Raw genomic sequence first — 19622 nt, forward strand, 5'->3', positions numbered from 1 at the left:
ATGTGGCCGTGGCTCCACAGCTTTCGCCTATTGGGCGGTTTGAAACGGTTTTGTTGGCAACGGACGGCTCCGAATGGAGCGCTGGTGCAGAACGCATTGCCATTCAAGTTTGCAAAGAGCACGGCTCCAAACTTCATATCCTCTCCGCAATCTCTTCGCCTGGTGAAGCCGGGTGGATGGGCAAGGTCAATGACATCGAAGCGGGCAAGCAAACCGATGCGGTGATTGAGCGCATCGTTGAAACGGCTTCGAAAGAAGGCGTTGAGTGCCAAGGACATGTGCGTTCCGGCAACGACCCTTACGAAGTGATCGTCGATACCTCCAAAGATATTTCTGCCGACGTGATCATTATGGGCCGAAAGGGCCGTCGTGGTTTGGCGCGTTTGATGTTGGGCGATGCCACGGCGAAGGTCATTGGCTACGCCCCGTGCTCGGTTTTGGTGGTTCCGGAAAAGGCGACGGTTTGGACATCGATCTTGGTGGCGACGGACGGTTCGCGCTTTTCCGATATGGCGGCTGTGTTTGCCGCTGAATTGGCGAAAGCTGGGAATGTGCCCCTGTCGGTTTTGTCCGTCAAAGTTCCGGTGCACTCCGAGCGCCGTCAGAACGAAGCTCAGCCCATTGTCGATCGTGTATTGACGTTCTTGGAAGACCAAGGCGTTCAAGCGCGTGGCATTGTGGAAGAGGGCCCCGCCGACGACACAATCGTCGATGTGGCTGCTGACCGCAAAGCGGGCCTGATCGTTTTGGGCAACTTTGGTCGCACGGGTATTGGTCGCATGCTGTTTGGCTCCAAGGCTGAACGGGTGATCAACCAGACCTCGTCGCCGGTGTTGATTGCACGCGGCGGCTAAAACTGAAAACTGAGGATCCTCCCCCCTCGAAAGTGAAACAAGAATAAGAAACGGGCCGCACGCTCGGCCTCAAGGAGTTTCCCTATGGAAGCCATCACCTTTCTCGACCTCACCCCCACCATGGTCACATTGTTGTTTCTAGTCGGCTTCATCGGCGGCATGGTCAGCGGCTTTATTGGTTCCGGCGGCGCGTTCGTGATGACGCCGGCGATGATGAGCTTAGGCGCGCCCGCCATTGTCGCTGTGGCGTCCAACATGGCGCACAAATTCCCCAAGGCCTTGGTGGGCTCCATCAAGCGCGCCAAGTACGGCCAAGTGGATGTGAAGCTCGGCATCATGATGGGTATCTTTGCCGAAGCGGGCGTGATTGTCGGCAAGGGCTTCATGACCGATATCCGCGATGCTTTTGGTGATACGGGCACGAACCTATATGTCTCTGGCATTTTTGTCGTGGTTTTGGCCGTGGTCGGCGGTTTTGTGATGCGCGACGCGATGCGCGGGCGTCGTCATGACATGGAAGGCAGCGAGGACGCCGGACACCAAGTCACCAAGTTGGCCCAGTGGGTCCAGACGGTGCGCATCCCCGGCACTATGATGCGCTTCAAATCCATCGGCAACAAAGAAATCTCCGTCATTTTCATCGCACCTTTGGGTTTCGCGACGGGTCTGCTGGCGGCCTCCATCGCTGTGGGTGGCTTCATCGGCGTTCCGGCGATGATCTATGTGCTGGGCGTTCCGGCCATCATGGCGACGGCGACCGAACTGGTGGTGGCGTTTGTCATGGGCGCAGGCGGCTCCATGCTCTATGCCTGGGACGGCTTCGTCGATATTCGCTTGGCGATGATCATCTTGGCGGGCTCGCTGTTTGGCGTGCAAATCGGTGCCATCGGCACGACCTACGTCAAAGACTGGGTGGTTAAAATGATTATGGCCACCATCATGTTGATCGTGCTGGTCAGCCGCTTCTTCAAAGTTCCGGTGTATCTGTCCGACATGGGCCTGATCACGGCGATGGGCGAAACCTTGAGCACGTGGCTTTCGAACATCAGTTTCGCCTTTCTGGCCTTGGCCTTGTTGACGGGTGCCGTGGCCATCGTCATCGCCTTGATCAAAGGCATCGCCGAAGACAAACGCCAGAAAAAGGCCGAAGCCGAAGCCGCAAACGCCGCGTCGGCTTAAATTGCAAAAGAGGGTGAGAGTCCGGGTTATCCACAGGCTCTCATCCCGCTTTTGCACATCTGGCTGAAATCGTAGACCGATCTGCCAAGTTTTCCACAATATATAGTGCTGCGTCACTATTTACCGCCTCTATATGGGGGTGTATGATCTCTTCCGAATGAAATTGGGCAAAAAGCCAGCGGTGAGAGATGGTCACGGGTTCTGAGAACCAGGAAAATACCGAACAAAAAGGTGCGTTGGACAAGCTGGGTTTGGGTGTTGAAACCCCAGACGAAGCTGCCGACGCGCCCGCATTTGAACCGCCACAGGAGTTCGATACCTGGGCGGAGCCGTTTTATCTGCGCTACAAGTTAGCCACCGGGTTTGGTGTGATGCTGACGGCAGGCTGGCTGTGGCTGTCTGCAGAGTACATCTCCACGTATGTCGGTTGGGATGTGCTGTTTGAGCTTCTCCCCCATGAAATCGGCGGTTTGGCGGCGGGGGTTTTGACGCCCTTGGCGTTGTTGTGGATGGTCATCGCTTTGTTTGAGCGGGGTCACAGCTTGCGCTCGGAAACCGGACAGCTGCGGTGGCAAATTCGCCAACTGACGTACCCCACGGATCGTTCCGAAAGCCGGGTCAAAGAAATATCCGACAGCTTGCGCCGTCAGGCCAAAGACCTTTCGAAAGCGTCTGACGAAGCTTATCAGCGCGCCGAAGCCATCACCACGCAGGTTCGCGAACGCACATTGGAACTGTCGCGCGTGTCCGAAGACGCTGATTTGCGCGCCCGCGCGGTGGCGGATGCCCTGTCCCGCGAAACGGAAGAGCTTCGCGACGTGTCGGAAAAAGCCGAGACCCGCGCGCAAAGCGTTAGCGATGTGTTACACCGCCGTGGACACGAAATCGCCAACGCAACGGATCGCGCCAATACGCGCGCCGAAGACTTGGTGGAAGTTTTGGAACGCCGTATTCAGGACTTGGCCGAGATCTCTGAAACCGGATCGCGCCACGCCTTGGACGTGGCCGACACGTTCCATCAACGCACCGAAGAAATGACCCGCATTTCGGCCGAGACGGCGGCGCGCGCGGAAAGTGCAGGTTTGATATTGAATGACCGCATCACCAACATCAATTCTGCCACCGAAGATGCCATGAAAAACATCGAAACGGGGTCGGAGCTGTTGGCGGGCGCCGGGGCCGACATGGGCGCGCGTGCGGATCGCATGGAAACCCAAGTGAACCGCTTGGGCGAAAGCTTGCGTCGTCAACAATCTGAACTTGAGCGCGCGAGCTTGGACGCAGCTGCCCACGCCAACGAAGTCGAAAGCAGTCTGGAACGCCAAACCACGGCGCTCAACGAAACGGCGGACAAAGTTACGTCGCGGGTCACGTCCATGTCTGAAACCATGGGTGAGCATGCCCACGAACTGGTTGCGGCGTCCGACTTGGTTTCGTTGCGGATGAAGGCTGCGGGCGATGCCTTCCAAACCCAAGCCAAAGCCATGGCGGAAACGGCGGACAGCACGTCGGAGCAGTCCGCGCAAGTGCGCGAGTTGTTGCGCAAGACCTCTTTGGATTTGAGCCATATTTCCGCCAAAGCCTTGGATCAAGTCGAGACCGTCGGTAAATCCATTCAGGCGCGCAAAGATGAATTGCTGGCAACGGGTGACGAGGCCGAAGGGCGCGTGAAAGACGCCGCCGACACGCTTAAGATTCAAACCGAAAACATCAAGACCTCTTCCCAAACGGCGATTCATGGTTTGGGCGATGTGGCGGCCCGCATGCATGAAGTCAACACGGACTTGGGTGCAAATTCCAAGGATGCTCAAAACGCATTGTCTGAAGCCACTCGCTTGATGGAAGAAGGCTCTAAACGTCTGACCACCAGTGCGCAGGGCGGGGCTTTGTCCATTGCGGGTGCGACGCGGACGCTGAAAGAAAGCTTGGACGGTATCAATGCGTCTTCGGCCAAAACATTGGAAACGGCAGACGCGTTTCGCACAAACCTGGATGAAGTCAAAGTGGCGTCCGATAAAGCCGTCGCGGGCTTTTCTGAGCTGGGTGAAACGGTGCAAGACCGCGCGCGGTTCTTGGAAAACATTGCCGACAGCGCGAACGAAAAGCTCAACAGTGCAGGCGATACGTTGGAACAACAAACCGAGCATTTGGTCCATGTGGCCGCACGCACAGGCAAACTGGTGACGTCGGCCAGCGAGCAGTTGGAAGACCGCACGGAGATGATGGAAAACACGTCCGAGCGCGCCGAAAATCGCCTGCGCGAGCTGGGCGAAGCTGTACGCCAAAACCTGCAAGATTTGATGGTGAACTCCGACGAAGCGACACAACGTTTGTCATCGGTGAGCCAAACCCTCGAAGCCCAAACCGAAGGCGTGTCCCGAGTAACGTCTTCGGCGGTGGAGAACGTCGACAAAGCGACCGGGGCATTGTTGGAACGCTCTCGCGAAGTGGGCTCGGCCTCGGACCGTGCAGCACGCTTGATTTCTTTGGTGTCCGACGCGCTTCACCGCCAGACCGCAGGTTTGACCGACGCGTCCAAACAAGCTGCGGAACGTATTGACGTGATGGGCGACACCATCAAAGCTCACACCCGTGAGCTGGACGATTTGGGCACCCAAGCCACGGATCGTTTGCTGGATACGGGTGAGAAGCTCAAAGAAAGTGCGTTTAGCCTGCAAACCGTTTCAGACGATGCCGTCACCCGTGTGCGCAGCGTGAACGAAGTGATGGGTGAAAGCGAACGTGCGGTTACTCAACGCATTGAATCGGCCGAGCGCGAACTGGACGGTGTCTCCCGCCGTTTGGGCGAACGCGCCGAAGACGCCGCGCGCACCACCAACCAAGCGGGCGACCGTCTGCAGGGCATCTCTGAAACCTTCCGCCGTCACACGTCGGATTTGGATGGTGCGCTTGACCGGGCCGGGGACCGCTTGGAAGATTTGGGTGGATTGTTGTCTCGCCGGACCGAAGATTTGACGCACTCTTACACCCGTGCGTCCGATCACATTCGGACGTTCTCCGAAGACATGCATCGCCAAGCGGGGAGCTTGATGGAAGCCTCTGACCGCGCCGCTGGCAAACTCGGCGAAGTGGGCACGCGCTTGAATGATGAAGTCCACGGTGTGAACCAGTCGGTAGACAAGGCGGCCAAGTTGATTGACTTGGTCACCAATGCCTTCCACCACCAGACATCGGACCTTTCAACCGCGTCTGAACGTGCTGCGGGTGAGCTGGAGCGCGTCAGCGACTTGATCAAAGTCTCTGCCGGCGAAATGAGTAAGATGTCCGACAGCACGGTGCAAAACTTAGACAGCGCCGGTGATATGCTGCGCCAGCGTTTGAGCGAACTGTCCACCGCGTCGAACCAAGCCACTAAACGCGCGGAACACGTCAATGAAAGTCTGCGTGATCAAGCCCGTGAAGTGGCCCAGGTTTCTGACGATGCGCTGGGCAAACTCAGCCAAATTGGGCAGACTTTCGACGCCCACGTCGAAGGGGTTCATCAGCTCACCGAAGAGAGCATTCAGTCCATCCGCAATTTCTTGGAACAAGCCGACCATCAAACCCGCGAGGGTGTCAAAGACGTCGAGCGCGTATCGGAAAGCCTCTCAACCAGTCACGAACGTGCTCGTGGTCAACTCAGCGAACTCAACCGCATGTATACGCGTGCCGAACAAGGGGCAAACTTGTTGGGCGATGCTTTGGAAAAACAAAGCGCCAGCGTGGCCCAAACGACCGAAAAATCGCTGGCCAACGTGGTGGCGTGGGACCAGAGCTTGCGCGAACGGGTGCAGGACTTGTCCAAAGTCTCCAACGAAGTGTCTCAGCAGCTCACTCAAGTCGGGGCCAAAGTGGACAAAGGCACACGCGATCTCATGGGTGCTGTGCAGCATGCCCAAAAGCTCAACGAAACCTTGGATTCAACGCTAGACAAAGCGCACGTGGAAGACTTCATGCGTCGATCCGCTTTTATCACCGAAAAACTGCAATCTCTGGCCGTCGACTTGGCGCGCATTGTCGAGGTGCCGATTTCCGAAGACGACTGGCGCCGCTTCAACAAGGGCGAGAAGGGTATCTTCACGCGCAAAATGTTGGGCTTCAAAGAAAAGAACACGCTGGCGTCCATCAAATCGATTTACCAACAAGATGGCGAGTTCCGCGATTATGTCGGCCGGTATGTCTCTGAATTCAATTCAATGATGGACAAAGCTCGCGAACGTGACCATGATGGCGTACTTGAAAGTACTTTTTTGTCGTCTGACATGGGTAAATTGTATATGATCCTTTCCAAAGCGCTCGGAAGAGACATATAATTACGTTTATAGATTTATCGATTTTTCGATTTTCGGGGGAGGGCCCCAAGTCAGGGGGCCCATCTTGGGGCGGAAACCAAACGGTTTCCGCCCCCTTTTTTTGAGCTTTGCGCAAGAACCGGAATGCGGTGTGTTTCCGTTTAATCTAGGGTCAGAGGAAGCTGTCAACGAAGCCACACACTCAATCGTCACTCCGGACTTGATCCGGGGTCCATGGGCGGTTGCTCAGAAGTGATCGTTAGAGATTTTACGCTGAGAAGCCCATAGGCTCCTGCCTTCGCAGGAGCGACGGATGAAAATTGGTATAAAAGGACCCTCCCACATGCCCACCATCAACACCTCCATGACCGCCAAAGAATGGCTGATGCTGGTCACGCTATCCATCCTCTGGGGCGGGTCGTTCTTTTTTGTCGGCGTGTTGGTGGACGACTTGCCGCCGCTCACCATCGTGGCTTTGCGGGTCGGCTTAGCCGCAATAGCTTTGCATCTCATTCTCATGGTTCAGGGTGATCCCATCAAAGGTGGTTGGCCTGTCTGGCGGGCATTTTTTGTCATGGGGTTTTTGAACAACCTCATCCCGTTCACGCTGATTGTGTGGGGCCAAGGGCACATTGCGTCGGGCTTGGCTGCGATTTTGAATGCCATGACGCCCATTTTCACGGTGGTGGTGGCGCATGTCCTACTGGCCGATGAACGTCTCAGCCCGCGCAAAGTCATTGGCGTGGTTGTAGGCTTCATAGGCGTAGCGGTGATGGTTGGGCCGGAACTTCTGGACGGTCTGGGCACCAACGTCTGGGCCCAGCTGGCGATTTTGGGCGCAGCGCTCTCTTATGCGTTCGCGGGCACCTATGGACGACGGTTCCACACCCTGGGCGTCAAACCGCTGCACACCGCCACCGGACAAGTCACGGCGTCTACAGTCATGTTGATCCCGTTGAGCGCCTTTGTGGACCAACCTTGGGGCCTGGAGATGCCAGGATTGGAAGCCTGGGCGGCGATGCTGGGCTTAGCTGTCATTTCGACCGCGCTGGCCTACATCCTCTACTTCCGCGTCCTCGCCACTGCAGGGGCCACCAACGTGTTGCTGGTGACACTCCTGGTCCCCGTCAGCGCGATTTTGTTGGGCGTGGCGTTTTTGGGCGAAAGCTTGGAAACCGATGCCATGATCGGTATGGGATTGATTGCGGTGGGATTGTTGGTGATCGACGGGCGGTTAATTAGGCGTTCTCAACCTGCGCCGCGCGCGCCTGATTGAGCACCAGTTCGGCCATCTCCGGTGCGTCGCCGATGGGCGGCAGATAGACTAGACGACGGCCTTCAAGCTCAATTTCATTGGGCTTGCCTTGTTTGAGGCGCTCTTGGAAGCCTTCGTCTTTGGGATTGAAGCCGATGTCGCGGGGGATTTCGTCGGCGCCGTGATAGCCGTCCGAAATCAAGTACGGCACAAACACGACCGTCTTCGCATCCGTCAACTCGCGCCAGCTTTCAATGAACGGCGGCTCTTCCAAAAACGCACTGGTAAGCGGCAGCTCCATGCCTTGTTCGGACAGGCTTTCGATCAAGTTGATGGTACAGTGGAACGAGGCCGAGCTTTTTTGCGAGCCGTGGCCGATCATCACCACTTCGGTGCCGTCGGTCGGCACATTCAATTCCGCCATGCCCTGAGCAATACGCCCAGCGACGATTTTGACGATGCCCGGGTCAGAGCCGACCGGATCGCAGAGAAATACGCGCTGATGGCCGTTAGCGTTGATGCGCTCCGTCACCGGACCCGTAAGGCCTAAGGCCTGGGGCAGCTTGTTGGACGACACATACCCCGCGCACGCCAAGTTCGGCACGATGAAAACTTCGGGCGTTTCAAACGTGTCCAGCACGTCTTTGACGAACGGTTTTTCGGTCAAGAAGGCTTCTTTGACTTCGGCAAAAAGCCCTAGTTTTCTTATGGTTTCTGCGTGTCGCCGGGTCGATGTCTTCCCCCCCGGCGTTGAGGGAGAGCCGTGTGCCGCGATCATCAATCCCGCAGCGGAAAAATTAAGAACGGTGCTGTTCTGATCAGCCATCTATGGGGGTCAACTCTCCGGTTTCTTCAGAATCTTCCAACATGCATTCGTGTGCGGGGGTATGCCAGGCAATGGGTTTGGACAGCTCCACCACCTTGCCGATGATCAACAAGGACGGAGCTTTCAGGTTTGCACGTTCGATGCAGGCGGGGAGACGTTCCAGCGTGGTCGTAATGGTGCGCTGGTCCGGCGTGGTGCCGCGCTCGATCCCTGCCGCGGGGGTGTCGGCGGGCAAGCCTGCTTTGATCAACTCCTCGGCAATTTTCTCTACGTTGATCAGCCCCATATAGATCACCAACGTGGTTTGCGGATCGGCCAAGCTTTTCCAGTTCAGATCCAAATGCTGGCCTTTTTGGCAGTGCCCGGTGACGAACCGCACGCCCGTCACGAACCCCCGGTGGGTCAGCGGAATACCAGCATACGTGCCGCAGCCCGCAGACGCGGTGATGCCCGGCACGATTTCAAAATCGATGTCGTGTTCGGCCAAAAACATGGCTTCTTCGCTACCACGCCCAAAGATAAACGGATCGCCACCCTTGAGACGCACCACGGTTTTGTCCAAGCGCGCCAGATCGACCAAGGTCTGATTAATCTCGTCCTGGGGCATGAAGTGATCGCGCGCGGCTTTGCCGGCGAAGATTTTTTCTGCATCTGGGTTGACCATGGCGAGGATGTCGTCGGACACCAAGCGGTCGTAAACCACCACGTCGGCTTTCTTGAGACACGCGGCAGCTTTCAAGGTGAGCAGCCCCGGATCGCCTGGGCCTGCGCCGACAATAAATACGCTGACGTCTTTGGATTGTGTGCTGTTCTCGTTCAAGGTCGTTTCCTTAAAGTCTTTTTGGGGCGCGGTTAGCCTGCCACTTGTGCAGGGGACGGGGCGCCGTTTCTGTCTTGTTTTTTCTGGCGCACGAACGCTGTGAAAGCTTCGGCCCACCGGCAGCGTGACGTGGAGCGCAGATGCGCATACCCCGCCACCAAATTGTTGATCACAATGCCGTCGTGCGCTCCGTTAATCCCATGCCCGCGTTTAACTTGGAAAGCATATGTGTGCTCGCCGTCTAAGTTATCAAGGCTGGAGTGGTGAAACTCGTGCGCGGGGATATGGTCCCCTTCAAAGACACAGTCGGCTTCGTCCGTTTTCCACGGATGATCGCTTGCGGGGACCAAGTGCACATAGCCTCGGCCTTGGGGGCGGGGGTGCATGGTGGTGTCGCCTGGGATTGCGCCAACCATGTCGTGTTTGTCTTCATGCCAGGATATGGAGCGCGACAGATACATCAAGCCACCGCACTCGGCATAGACCGGCAGGCCGGCTTCGATAGCGGCCTTGATGCGGTTGCGCAGTGTTTTGTTGGCTTCTAAGGCCTTCATCTGGGTTTCGGGAAATCCGCCGCCCAGAAAGACGCCGTCGCACGTCGGCAAGTAGACGTCATTGATGGCGTTGAAGTAAACGATCTGTGCGCCCGCTTGTTTCAGCGCGTCCAAGTCGTCGGGGTAATAGAAACCAAACGCAGCGTCCTTGGCCACGGCAATGCGCACGTTGGGGCGCACGCGCTCTGTTTCCATCTGCTGGACCAGTGGGGCAGGGGCTGAAGCCGCAATGGCTTCGATTTTGTCCAAATCCACCTGTTCTGCGATTTGTTCGGCCAAGGTTTCGATGCGGGTGCTGGCCGTGGGATGTTCGTTGCTGGGGATCAGGCCGATGTGACGCTCATCCACGCTGGCGCGTTGATTGCGATAGACGCAGCCCAAAACTTCAACGTCGGTGTAACGTTCAATGGCGGCGCGCAGTTTGTCTTCGTGGCGCGGGCCCATGACCTTGTTCAAAATCACGCCGGCGATGTTGAGGTCCGGATCGAAGTTGACATAGCCTTGCAACAGCGGGGCGACACCACGGGTGATGCCGGATGTATCGATCACCAAAATCACTGGCGCACCGAGCAACTTCGCCATGGCGGCGTTAGAGTTGGATCCGTCAACGTCCACACCGTCATGCAGGCCCTTGTTGCCTTCGACGATGGCGATGTCGGAACCTTGGGCCTTCGCAGCGAAAAGCGTGCGGATTTCGTCATCGGACTGGGTATGGAAGTCCACGTTATAGCACGCCTGTCCGGACGCTTCGCCAAGCCATTTGGGGTCGATGTAGTCCGGCCCTTTCTTAAAGGTCTGAACTTTGTGTCCGCGCAGCTTAAAGGCCCGGGCAAGACCGGTGGTGACCATGGTCTTGCCCGAAGATTTATGCGTGGCTGAAATGAAGATGTGTCCCATGGGGAGGTCTCTGGTCCTTCGTTTAGGCCGCTTGGAACATTTGGTCGCGGTTGCGTGCGGTCCACATGTCGGTGGCTTGGGAAACGGCGTCTTCGGGGCTGTCGGCACGGCCCATGAGGCGCAAAACGTAAGCCGCAGTGCCGATCACGGCGGCTTCACCATATTCATCGGTTTCTTCGCCGTTCCAGATTTTGGGCAGGCGCGTGACGTCAAGGTTTTCGTCCTTGTAGAACGCGTCTTCACCGATCATGGCGGGCCACATTTCTTCGTTTTGCACACCGTTGTGCAGGTATTGAACCGTCACTGGCTTGTGCGGACGACGTTCCGCTTCGCCGCCTTCGCCTTTGAACACAGCCATATGCTTTTGGCCCAACAGTTCCGCCGTGTCGCGGTGGATGTCGCGGTAGTTCGGGTGGAACACGGTCTGCATTTCGTGTTCGGCATTGAACGGGTTCAACATCCGCGCAAACGTGTTGACTGGGGAGCGAACGCCCAAGATGTGTTTGAGCTCGATGATCTCTTGCAGGCGCGGTACGAAGTTCTTGAGCGGCAGATACGCGAAGTTGGTGGCGCGGATTTGGGCGGCGGCTTCATCCAGAGACCCTGCCAAGGGAACGCCCAGTTGGGCCAAAGCTTCGCTGGAGAAAATCCGGTCGTCGGTGTGGCCTTCGGTGCCTTGCATGCAAATGGTGACGCCGTTTTGGCTGAGCAAAAGGGCCGCCAAGAGATACCAGTGCAGTTGGCGCTTTTTGCCCGAATAGGTCGCCCAGTCGACGTCCACCTTCGGTGCGTCGGCAGGGACTTGGTAGCTGTCACGCATGGCACGCACAAATCCGGCACCTTCGCCGGGGACTTCGGTGCGCACACGCAAGATGCACAGGAATGCACCCAGCTGCAACGGTTCGACCGTGCCTTCGACGATCATTTTCGCCGCTTCATACATTTCGTCTTCGTCCAGCGCGCGCGACAGGTTGGGGCCACGGCCGATAATGCGGATGAATTGGGCAAAGGGGTGTTCGGTGCTCATGCTCTTAGGTCCAAATCTCTCAAAGAAAGGGGCACAATAGCTCCCTTTGGGGAAAAAACGAAGACCCTTAAATCTTCGCAGTGTGGGGGCCTTAAACAACGAAGGGGCCCAAGCCAAAAGCCTGGGACCCCCCGGGTGCGCCGTCCGGTCTTCCCCCCGGAAACGAACGGCTGATCGCGTGTGCCTGTCTTAGCCCGCTTTGTGGTGCGGATCGACTTTCGCGTCGGACAGGCTGCTGGGCAGCAACGGCAGGTATTTTACGGCAACGGCAATGATTAAGATTGCCGTGGCAAAACCACCCAGACCCAAGGTCACTTCCGGAAGGCTGGGCGCATAAGCGTGCACAACACCGTCAAAGAAGCTGGAAGACACTTCCATGCCCGGGAACAGTTGCAGCGGGAAGGCTTGGCCACCGATGATAATGACGTAAAGCTGCGCCATGCCGCCGATGATGACCAGCGTGGCTGCGGTCATGATGCCTTGGCAGGTGCGGCCCGTGGCCGGGTTGAACAAAATCGCCAGCGGGATCAAGCTGCCCAAACCGATTTGCACGACCCAGAATAAGAACGTGTAGATGCCGCCATCCCACAAGATGAAGGCTTCGATACCCGCGTGCTCGGCGGCGTACAGGTTGGTGACGTGCTGCACGGCGGTGAAGTAAAGAACGGCCGCGATAAAGACACCCAACAAGTTGCGCATTTTGAACAAGATCAGATCACCCAGCGGACGGCCTGTGGAGCGGTACGTGATGGAGATCATGATAATGAAAAAGGCCAAACCAAAGGCAAACGACATGGCAATGAACAGCGGTGCCATGATCGCGGCGTCGTAACCCGGGCGGGCGACCAAGAAACCGAAGATCGAACCGGTACCTGTGGTCAGCACCAAGCGCCACAAGAACGCCAGCATGCCGATTTTTTTGGAATACGGGTTCATGCGCCGTTCCATCATCATCCACAGATAGGCCAAGACGATGACGAAGAAGCCGTTATAGAGAATGATGTTCCAGGCAAAGATGGATTTGAAATTGTAATAGGTCATGGCCACGATCAAACGATCGGGACGGCCAAGGTCCAGTACCAACACCATCAAGCCACCGGCCAGCAAGGCGACAGCGCTCAGCGCGGAAATACGCGACAAAGGCTTGTAGTGGTAACGGCCAAATACGGATGAAATGGATGCCACATTCAGCGCACCCGAAGCGGCCACAATCAAGAAGATCGCAAACACGTGCGGCGTGCCCCAAACAACAGCGTTGGACATGCCGGAAATCACGTGACCGTGGTGTTCCATGGTGTAAAAGGCGGTGAGCGCGGCGACAAGCATAATGCCCAGCCAGCCGATCAAAGCGAAGTAGTTGCCGCTTTTGCCTTCGATTTCTTTATAGACAGTAAGATCTGCAGCCATAGTCCTTAAATCCCCCGGTAATGAACGCCTGGCTCGACACCTAAGTCGGCGCGAATGCGTTGCGTTTTGTATTTGGCAACGGCACGGGCGATGTCAGAATTCGGATCGTTCAAATCGCCAAACATGATGGCGTTGGACCCAGCTTTGTTCAGGGCTTCGACACAGGCCGGTTGTTGGCCCTTGTCGACGCGGTGTACACACATGGTGCAGGCTTCGACGGTGCCTTTGCCACGCGGCATGTGCGGGCGTTGGCGCTGAACGTCTTCATGCACGAACGAACGGCAGGAATACGGGCAGGCCATCATGCAAAAACGACAACCAATACAGATGTGCTTGTCCACCAAAACGATGCCGTCGGCACGCTTCATGGAAGCCCCAGTGGGACACACGTCCACGCACGGCGGCTTGGCGCAGTGCTGACACATGACGGGCAGGGTGGCTTTGGCACCGGTTTTGGGATCTTTCAGCGAAACCTTGCGGATCCATTGTGGATCGGTTGCGTCGTTGGTTTCACCGGATTTGTTGGAACCTTCGCCCCAACCTTGTTCGGTTTTGCACGCTTGCACGGCAACGTCCCACACCGCTTCGGGGGCATTGGCGTCAACCAACATACCCCAGCGTTTGGCGTTGGTGGCGGGGCCGGAGACGGCAGCCTGTGCCGTGTGTAGCGTGATGCCGGGGGCCAAGGTGACCACCGCAGCCGCCGCTGCACCGGTTTTCAGCATGTCACGGCGCGCTTGGTTTACTGTATCCATAAGTTTATTCGTCATGGCTTCGCCCCCTCTTGATCGAGGTGTTTCTCCAACACGGCGATCATGGCTTTGTCGCTATGATCTGCTGGCAGGGCGGATTGTTTGCCAATGCCGGGCACCGCAGCACCCGTGTGGCAGCTGAAGCAATCGATCGAAACGGCAGCGTAGTCGTGGCATTCTTTGCAGAACGGCTTGAGCGTGCGCAACTTGCCACCGGCAACGTCCGGGGACGTCACAGCGTGGCAGTCGATGCAGTCGTTCAGGCTGTATTTCTGACCGCGAATGCCTTCCCGCAGCGTTTCGTCGCGCTGGTGTTTGAGGAAGTCAAAATGGTTACGGCGCATCACATCGGTGGGTTCGATACACTGTTCGCCCTTAAAGGCCTTTGCCGGATTGGGCAGCGGCACATCGCCCGCTTGGGCTGGGGACGATAATCCCAGTCCAGCGGTCAAAAGGGCAAACCCCAATATTGTGAGGCTTAGAATTTGAGAAGCCGAACGCATTCGACATTCCTCCTTAGTCTAGGCGGTCCCGGTGCTTATTCACCAAGACCCATTTGGATGTAACCCGTCGGGCAAACATCACGGCAGATGTGGCAGCCAATGCACTTGTCGTAATCCGTCGCGACGTAGCGGCCAACGGTCATTTCGTCGCGCTTGACGCGGAAGACAGCGTCTTGCGGGCAGAAGATCACGCAGTTGTCGCATTCGAAGCACATGCCGCAGCTCATGCAACGTTCGCCTTCGTGTTGGGCTTGTTCTTCGTTGAACGCAACCAGACGTTCTTCGAAGTTGCCCAGAACTTCGTCGGCACCGATGTGCTTCTCATCGCGCTTTTGAACCGGATCATGGGTGAATTGACCCAAGAACAGATCGTCGTGCGGGATGACTTGAGATTTTGAACGATCTTCGTAGTTGTGAATTGCGAAGCCTGCATCGTCAGTGCCGCGGACCGGTTCCAAAGAGTATTCAGCCGGGTCACGGTCACGCTGGTGCAGTTCTTCCAACAGGTTGAAGTGGTGCACGTCAACTTTCGGACGGCGTTCGTCCGGGCTGCCTGCCAACATGTGGTCCATGCTTTCCGCAGCAATAGAGCCGTGGCCGATAGCCGTGGTCAGCAGGTGCGGACGGATGATGTCGCCGCCAGCGAAATGCTTCTCTTTGCCTTTGACTTGATAGACGTTGTTGGTGTCGATGAAGCCTTTGCCGTTGTCCAAAGCTTCGAGGCCGTCAGCCAAGTCGCCGAACTGACCAATAGCAGACACGATCAAGTCGCATTCGATATCGAACTCGGTGCCTTCAACCGGAACTGGGGTCATGCCGTCCATGGTGCATTCGCACATGCGCAATGCGGTGGCGCGACCGTTGTCGTCTTTGATGATGTCGACCGGCATCACGCCGCCTTTGATTTCGACACCTTCGCGGGTTGCGTCGTCGCGCTCACGTTCGGAAGCGGTCATTTCTTCCAGCGGGAACAGAGACGTCAGAACGGATTTAACACCTTCGCGTTGAGCGGCAGAGGCAACGTCGTGCGCGGTGTGACCCAACACAACAGATTCCGGACGGTCTTTTTCCGCCATGGTGGAGATGTGACCCAAACGACGGGCGACGGATGCAACGTCAATGGACGTATCACCACCGCCGACGACAACCACTTTTTTGGTGGTGTAGTGCAGCTTGCCTTGGTTAAACGCTTCCAAGAAGGCCACACCGCTGATGCAGTTTTCGGTGCCTTCCCAGCTGTCCAGGAACAGGCCGCGGCCTTTCTGTGCGCCAACGGCCCAGAAGATCGCGTCATAGTCGGCTTCCAGCTGCTCGACGGTGATGTCTTTGCCGATCACAACGCCGGTTTTGGCTTCGACGCCGGTGTCGAGGATGCGGTTGATTTCAGCGTCCAGAATGTCGCGCGGTACGCGATAGCCCGGGATACCGTAAGCCATCATGCCGCCCAGTTTGTCTTGCTTTTCGAAAACCGTGACGCTGTGGCCTTTGCGGCGCATTTGCCATGCGGCGGACAGACCACCCGGGCCGCCACCGATGACGGCGATTTTCTTGCCGGTTTCAGTTTCGGGCTTGGGCAGGGTCAGGTTGTTTTCGATGGCGTAATCGCCAACGTATTGTTCCACACCGTTGATGCCGACTTGGTCGTCGACTTCGTTACGGTTGCAGCCGTCTTCGCACGGAGCGGGGCAAACGCGGCCCATGACGGATGGGAAGGGGTTGGCTTCAGCCATGCGGTTGAACGCATATTCTTGCCAGGCTTGACCTTCAACCGGGGATTTGTCCATGCCACGTGCAATGGCCAACCAACCCCGGATGTCGTGACCCGACGGGCAAGAGCCTTGGCACGGCGGTGTGCGGTGCACGTACGTCGGGCACTTATAAGACCAACCCGCTTGGAAAATCTTTTCCTGCAAGTCGTCGTACTTTTCATCGCCTTCTTCGTAACGACGATAATTTAAAGCCTGATCCGCATTCATTTTTTTCTTCCTTCCTCGCAAGGGGGCTTTGGCCCCTCTGTGATGCCCTGTTTCTTGTCACGCCCGGCAGTGGGCTGCCTGGGCTCGTTATTCCTTCGCGCCCAATTGGAGGGCGTCGCCGACCAACTGGTGCACACTGACTACCATGTCCATGGAGAAGCCGTAGTACGGCATCACCTTGGAGAATTGAGACTTACAAATTGCGCAAATTGCCGCCATGTGCGTCACGCCGTGGTTTTTCACCACGTCGTCCAACGCTTCCATGCGGGGCAGTGCGCCTTTCACGCGCAGTTCCATCAAATCGTCCGTGAGCAGACCGCCACCGCCACCGCAGCAGAAGGTCTTTTCATGGATCGTTTGCGGATCCATATCGACGAAGTTGTTGCACGATGCCTTGATGACTTCGCGCGGGATAATGAATTGGCCGCCTTCGACGTCGCCCATGCGTGAACCGCGGGCCACGTTGCAGCTGTCATGGAAGGTCAAGACTTTGTCGTCGTTGGCTTCCGCATCCAAAACGATGCCGCCGGTCTTGATCAAGTCGTTGGTGACTTCCAAGATGTGCTGCGGGACCGGATAGTTCGGATCCAAGAAATCCCACGGGCCCGCCAAGGTGTTCAGGAACGAATACGCAACACGCCAAGCGTGGCCGCATTCACCGAACACAATGCGTTTAACGCCGAGGTCCAAGGCCGCTTTACGGATGCGGTTGGACACTTTGTGCATTTGTTCGTAAGAGCCGATGAACATGCCGAAGTTCGCCGCTTCGGACGCATAAGACGACACGGTCCAATCAATACCGGCTTGGTGGAAGACCTTACCGTAACCGATCAAGCCGTCCACGTGGGGCTCGGCAAAGAAGTCAGCAGACGGGGTGACCAGCAAAACGTCAGCGCCTTCGACGTCGACCGGGAATTTCACATCCACGCCGTCGTCGTCCAGAACGTCTTCTTCAAGACCTTCCATAGTGTCGACCAAGGCCGCTTGGGGTAGGCCCAAGTTGTTGCCGATGACGTGAACTTTGGAAATGATTTCGTTGCAGTATTTCTGGCCCAGACCGATGTGGTCCATAATGTCGCGCGCCGCCATGGAAATCTCGGCCGTGTCGATGCCGTACGGGCAGAAGACCGAACAGCGGCGGCATTGGGAGCACTGGTGGAAGTACTTGTACCAGTCGTCCAGCATCTCCTTGTCCATGTCTTTTGCGCCGACCAAACCCGGGGCGATTTTGCCAGCCAAGGTGAAGTGACGACGGTACAAGGACCGCAGCAAGTCTTGGCGTGCGACCGGCATGTTTTTGGGATCGCCGGTGCCCAAGAAATAGTGGCACTTGTCCGTGCACGCACCGCATTTTACGCAGCTGTCGAGATAGACGCGCAACGCACGGTTCTTTTCTAAAAGCTCGCCCAGTTTTTCGACGGCTTTTTCTTCCCAGTTGTCAACCAGCTCACCGGGGAAATCCAACGGCTCGTTATGTTCGGGCTTGGCCACGAACGGGGACGAGTGATCCATGGCATCCGGAGCGATCTCAGGATTGTCGCGGAATTCGCGGAACGCGGGGGTTTCGAATTTTTGGTCAGCCACGATCGAACTCCTTAGGCTTCACGTTTGGCGTCCATGGGGGCGGCCCACGGTGCCAGGTGACGTTTGTCACGGGCGTCATCAACTTGGTTGCGCGACGGGCTGAAGAACACGCCGGGCACATGCAACAGTTTGCTGAACGGGAAAATAATCATCAGCAAAGCCACAGCGCCCAGATGGATCAGCAGCGGCGGGTCGGCCGGCAGCTCTTGGATCGAGAAGCGCATGAGCCCTAAGAAATAGGCTTTCACCGCGATGATGTCGGTGTGCATCACGTATTTCATGCCCAGGCCCGTGGCACCGATGATGGTCAACAAAGCGAGCATCAGGTGATCAGAGGGACCAGAGATGTAGCGGATGCGTTCTTGCACGATGCGACGACCCCACAGACCCAACAGGCCTGCAACCATCGCCATGCCGCCATAGATGCCAAACGGCTGAATCAGCTTGATGATCAAAAAGACGTCGGCTTGGAAATAACGAACGTGACGCAAAAGCACCAAGGCCAGACCGGCATGAAAAAGAACCGCGAAGACCCAAATCCAGCGGTTGGATTTGAACAGGCTTTCGAAGAAGGCGACTTCTTTGAATACACGGAAAGCGGCACCGGGCTTCGTCAGCGGGGCGGGCATGGTGGGGATCTTCAACGGCGTCGGCGTGGTCGCATAGGTTTTGATGCGCCACAGCAAGCCCAACACCAGCAGGGCCGTCGCTGCGTAGAAGAGAAGTGCGTAGATCACCGACACGGTCGACATCACGTAATGGTCCTCAACTCAAGTCACTGCAAAATTGCAAAACAAATGGTCATTAGAAACAGCTAAAGTACGCGATCAGATGGTCTTCAAGCGTTCAGGCCTAATTGCCTGTGCTGTCTTGTTAAATTTAGTCTTTAAAAAAAGGTGATATTCAGGGGCGGACGCTGAAGACGTCCGCCCCCAAAATCAATACGCCTTAGACGCAACCGGTCGGTTTCGGCAGACCAGCAATTTTACATGCTTGTTTAGCCGGACCGTACGGGAACAGTTCGTACAGGTATTTGTTTGAACCTTTTTCTGCGCCGAATTTTTTCTTCACAGCTTTAACCAGAACGCGCACAGCCGGTGCGATTTGGTATTCGTTGTAGTATTCGCGCAGGAAAGAAACCACTTCCCAGTGCTCGTCAGTCATTTCCAGACCTTCGTCAACAGCGATGACTTTCGCCAGATCTTCGTTCCACGTGTTCACGTCGAGGATGTAGCCTTCTTCGTCGTGTTCGTAGTCGGTACCGTTTACGGAATATGCACCCATGTTTTTAGTCTCCTAATGTAAGCTCAGAACCCCTGGGGGGCGGTTCTGAAAAAGTGCCCGTTGGTGGGCTTGGTGTAAGCCCCACCAGCGGGGCATTCGGTTTGACCTTAGAGCCAAGCGTTATGCGTGCCGTGTTCCTCAGCGAGGCTCACGAAACCAGCATAATCAACGACCTTCACGCCATCGATCACTTGGTCTTCGGAAAGGCCGCGGGCTTTGACGTCCGGACCTAATACATAGACGGGGCGATTTGCCACGGCGCCTTCGATTTTAGCGGACTGCTCGGTGCCTTTGATCGCAGCGATAACGCCGTCTTCGATCAACAGGATGGCAGAACCTTCTTTGGACAAACGCAAGCAGGTGTCCAAAGAGTTCCGTTCGAAGGGCGACTTGTTCACTGTATGAAGCATGT

16 protein-coding genes are annotated in these 19622 nt (G+C 56.6%); 4 read left to right on the forward strand and 12 right to left on the reverse strand.

The annotated features are described in order from the left end of the window. Nucleotides 1-8 precede the first annotated feature (8 nt). From V5T82_RS04950 to V5T82_RS04965, 4 genes are all read left to right on the forward strand, one after another. Nucleotides 9-854: a universal stress protein gene (locus tag V5T82_RS04950; RefSeq protein ID WP_332894498.1), complete on the forward strand. Its 846-nt coding sequence runs from the start codon at nt 9-11 to the stop codon at nt 852-854. 84 nt (nt 855-938) lie between these two features. Further along, nucleotides 939-2033 carry a sulfite exporter TauE/SafE family protein gene (locus V5T82_RS04955; RefSeq protein WP_332894499.1) on the forward strand — a complete coding sequence of 365 codons (1095 nt, stop codon included), beginning with the start codon at nt 939-941 and terminating at the stop codon, nt 2031-2033. A gap of 188 nt (nt 2034-2221) precedes the next feature. Then, entirely contained in the window at nt 2222-6346 is a 4125-nt protein-coding gene (locus V5T82_RS04960) for a coiled-coil domain-containing protein (protein WP_332894500.1), read from the forward strand. Between the two features lie 322 nt (nt 6347-6668). After that, nucleotides 6669-7601, forward strand: coding sequence for a DMT family transporter (locus tag V5T82_RS04965; protein ID WP_332894501.1), 933 nt, complete (start codon nt 6669-6671; stop codon nt 7599-7601). Here the strand turns inward: V5T82_RS04965 and V5T82_RS04970 are convergent. The 12 genes from V5T82_RS04970 to tusB form a co-directional block, all read right to left on the reverse strand. Then, nucleotides 7564-8406 (reverse strand): CbiX/SirB N-terminal domain-containing protein, encoded by an 843-nt coding sequence (locus tag V5T82_RS04970; RefSeq protein ID WP_332894502.1) that lies wholly within the window; start codon nt 8404-8406, stop codon nt 7564-7566. The two genes, V5T82_RS04965 and V5T82_RS04970, sit on opposite strands and share 38 nt — an antisense overlap. Next, nucleotides 8399-9226, reverse strand: a complete 828-nt coding sequence (gene cobA, locus V5T82_RS04975) for a uroporphyrinogen-III C-methyltransferase (RefSeq protein WP_332894503.1) — start codon at nt 9224-9226, stop codon at nt 8399-8401. The genes V5T82_RS04970 and cobA overlap by 8 nt, the downstream gene beginning before the upstream one ends. Before the next feature lie 32 nt (nt 9227-9258). After that, nucleotides 9259-10677, reverse strand: a complete 1419-nt coding sequence (locus V5T82_RS04980) for a cobyrinic acid a,c-diamide synthase CobB (protein WP_332894504.1) — start codon at nt 10675-10677, stop codon at nt 9259-9261. Nucleotides 10678-10699: 22 nt separating this feature from the next. Further along, entirely contained in the window at nt 10700-11704 is a 1005-nt protein-coding gene (locus V5T82_RS04985; RefSeq protein ID WP_332894505.1) for a glycosyl transferase family protein, read from the reverse strand. Nucleotides 11705-11893: 189 nt separating this feature from the next. Continuing rightward, the gene (nrfD, locus tag V5T82_RS04990; RefSeq protein ID WP_332894506.1) at nt 11894-13111 is read right to left on the reverse strand and encodes an NrfD/PsrC family molybdoenzyme membrane anchor subunit; all 1218 of its coding nucleotides are present in this window, start codon (nt 13109-13111) and stop codon (nt 11894-11896) included. Between the two features lie 5 nt (nt 13112-13116). Continuing rightward, nucleotides 13117-13881, reverse strand: coding sequence for a sulfate reduction electron transfer complex DsrMKJOP subunit DsrO (gene dsrO, locus V5T82_RS04995; RefSeq protein ID WP_332894507.1), 765 nt, complete (start codon nt 13879-13881; stop codon nt 13117-13119). Continuing rightward, complete coding sequence (locus V5T82_RS05000) at nt 13878-14366, reverse strand: hypothetical protein (protein WP_332894508.1); 489 nt, start codon at nt 14364-14366, stop codon at nt 13878-13880. Before V5T82_RS05000 ends, dsrO begins: the two co-directional genes overlap by 4 nt. Nucleotides 14367-14401: 35 nt before the next feature. Further along, nucleotides 14402-16342 (reverse strand): NAD(P)-binding protein, encoded by a 1941-nt coding sequence (locus tag V5T82_RS05005; RefSeq protein ID WP_332894509.1) that lies wholly within the window; start codon nt 16340-16342, stop codon nt 14402-14404. 87 nt (nt 16343-16429) lie between these two features. Continuing rightward, entirely contained in the window at nt 16430-17926 is a 1497-nt protein-coding gene (dsrK, locus tag V5T82_RS05010) for a sulfate reduction electron transfer complex DsrMKJOP subunit DsrK (RefSeq protein WP_332894510.1), read from the reverse strand. An 11-nt stretch (nt 17927-17937) separates the two neighbouring features. After that, nucleotides 17938-18678 carry a respiratory nitrate reductase subunit gamma gene (locus V5T82_RS05015; protein WP_332894511.1) on the reverse strand — a complete coding sequence of 247 codons (741 nt, stop codon included), beginning with the start codon at nt 18676-18678 and terminating at the stop codon, nt 17938-17940. A 196-nt stretch (nt 18679-18874) separates the two neighbouring features. Then, complete coding sequence (locus V5T82_RS05020; protein ID WP_332894512.1) at nt 18875-19210, reverse strand: TusE/DsrC/DsvC family sulfur relay protein; 336 nt, start codon at nt 19208-19210, stop codon at nt 18875-18877. 107 nt (nt 19211-19317) lie between these two features. Next, on the reverse strand, nt 19318-19620 hold the full coding sequence (gene tusB / locus V5T82_RS05025) for a sulfurtransferase complex subunit TusB (protein ID WP_332894513.1): 303 nt from the start codon (nt 19618-19620) through the stop codon (nt 19318-19320). Nucleotides 19621-19622: the final 2 nt, after the last annotated feature.

The organism is Magnetovibrio sp. PR-2 (assembly GCF_036689815.1).
GTDB lineage: Bacteria > Pseudomonadota > Alphaproteobacteria > Rhodospirillales > Magnetovibrionaceae > Magnetovibrio.

Excerpts from the sequence above, each read along its gene's own strand:
- V5T82_RS04985 (WP_332894505.1), bottom strand. The coding sequence starts at position 11,704 with ATGAGCACCGAACACCCCTTTGCCCAATTCATCCGCATTATCGGCCGT.
- nrfD (WP_332894506.1), bottom strand. The coding sequence starts at position 13,111 with ATGGCTGCAGATCTTACTGTCTATAAAGAAATCGAAGGCAAAAGCGGC.
- V5T82_RS05000 (WP_332894508.1), bottom strand. The coding sequence starts at position 14,366 with ATGCGTTCGGCTTCTCAAATTCTAAGCCTCACAATATTGGGGTTTGCC.
- tusB (WP_332894513.1), bottom strand. The coding sequence starts at position 19,620 with ATGCTTCATACAGTGAACAAGTCGCCCTTCGAACGGAACTCTTTGGAC.
- V5T82_RS04965 (WP_332894501.1), top strand. The coding sequence starts at position 6,669 with ATGCCCACCATCAACACCTCCATGACCGCCAAAGAATGGCTGATGCTG.
- V5T82_RS04960 (WP_332894500.1), top strand. The coding sequence starts at position 2,222 with ATGGTCACGGGTTCTGAGAACCAGGAAAATACCGAACAAAAAGGTGCG.
- V5T82_RS04955 (WP_332894499.1), top strand. The coding sequence starts at position 939 with ATGGAAGCCATCACCTTTCTCGACCTCACCCCCACCATGGTCACATTG.
- V5T82_RS04970 (WP_332894502.1), bottom strand. The coding sequence starts at position 8,406 with ATGGCTGATCAGAACAGCACCGTTCTTAATTTTTCCGCTGCGGGATTG.
- dsrO (WP_332894507.1), bottom strand. The coding sequence starts at position 13,881 with ATGACGAATAAACTTATGGATACAGTAAACCAAGCGCGCCGTGACATG.
- V5T82_RS04980 (WP_332894504.1), bottom strand. The coding sequence starts at position 10,677 with ATGGGACACATCTTCATTTCAGCCACGCATAAATCTTCGGGCAAGACC.
- V5T82_RS05015 (WP_332894511.1), bottom strand. The coding sequence starts at position 18,678 with ATGTCGACCGTGTCGGTGATCTACGCACTTCTCTTCTACGCAGCGACG.
- V5T82_RS05005 (WP_332894509.1), bottom strand. The coding sequence starts at position 16,342 with ATGAATGCGGATCAGGCTTTAAATTATCGTCGTTACGAAGAAGGCGAT.
- V5T82_RS05020 (WP_332894512.1), bottom strand. The coding sequence starts at position 19,210 with ATGGGTGCATATTCCGTAAACGGTACCGACTACGAACACGACGAAGAA.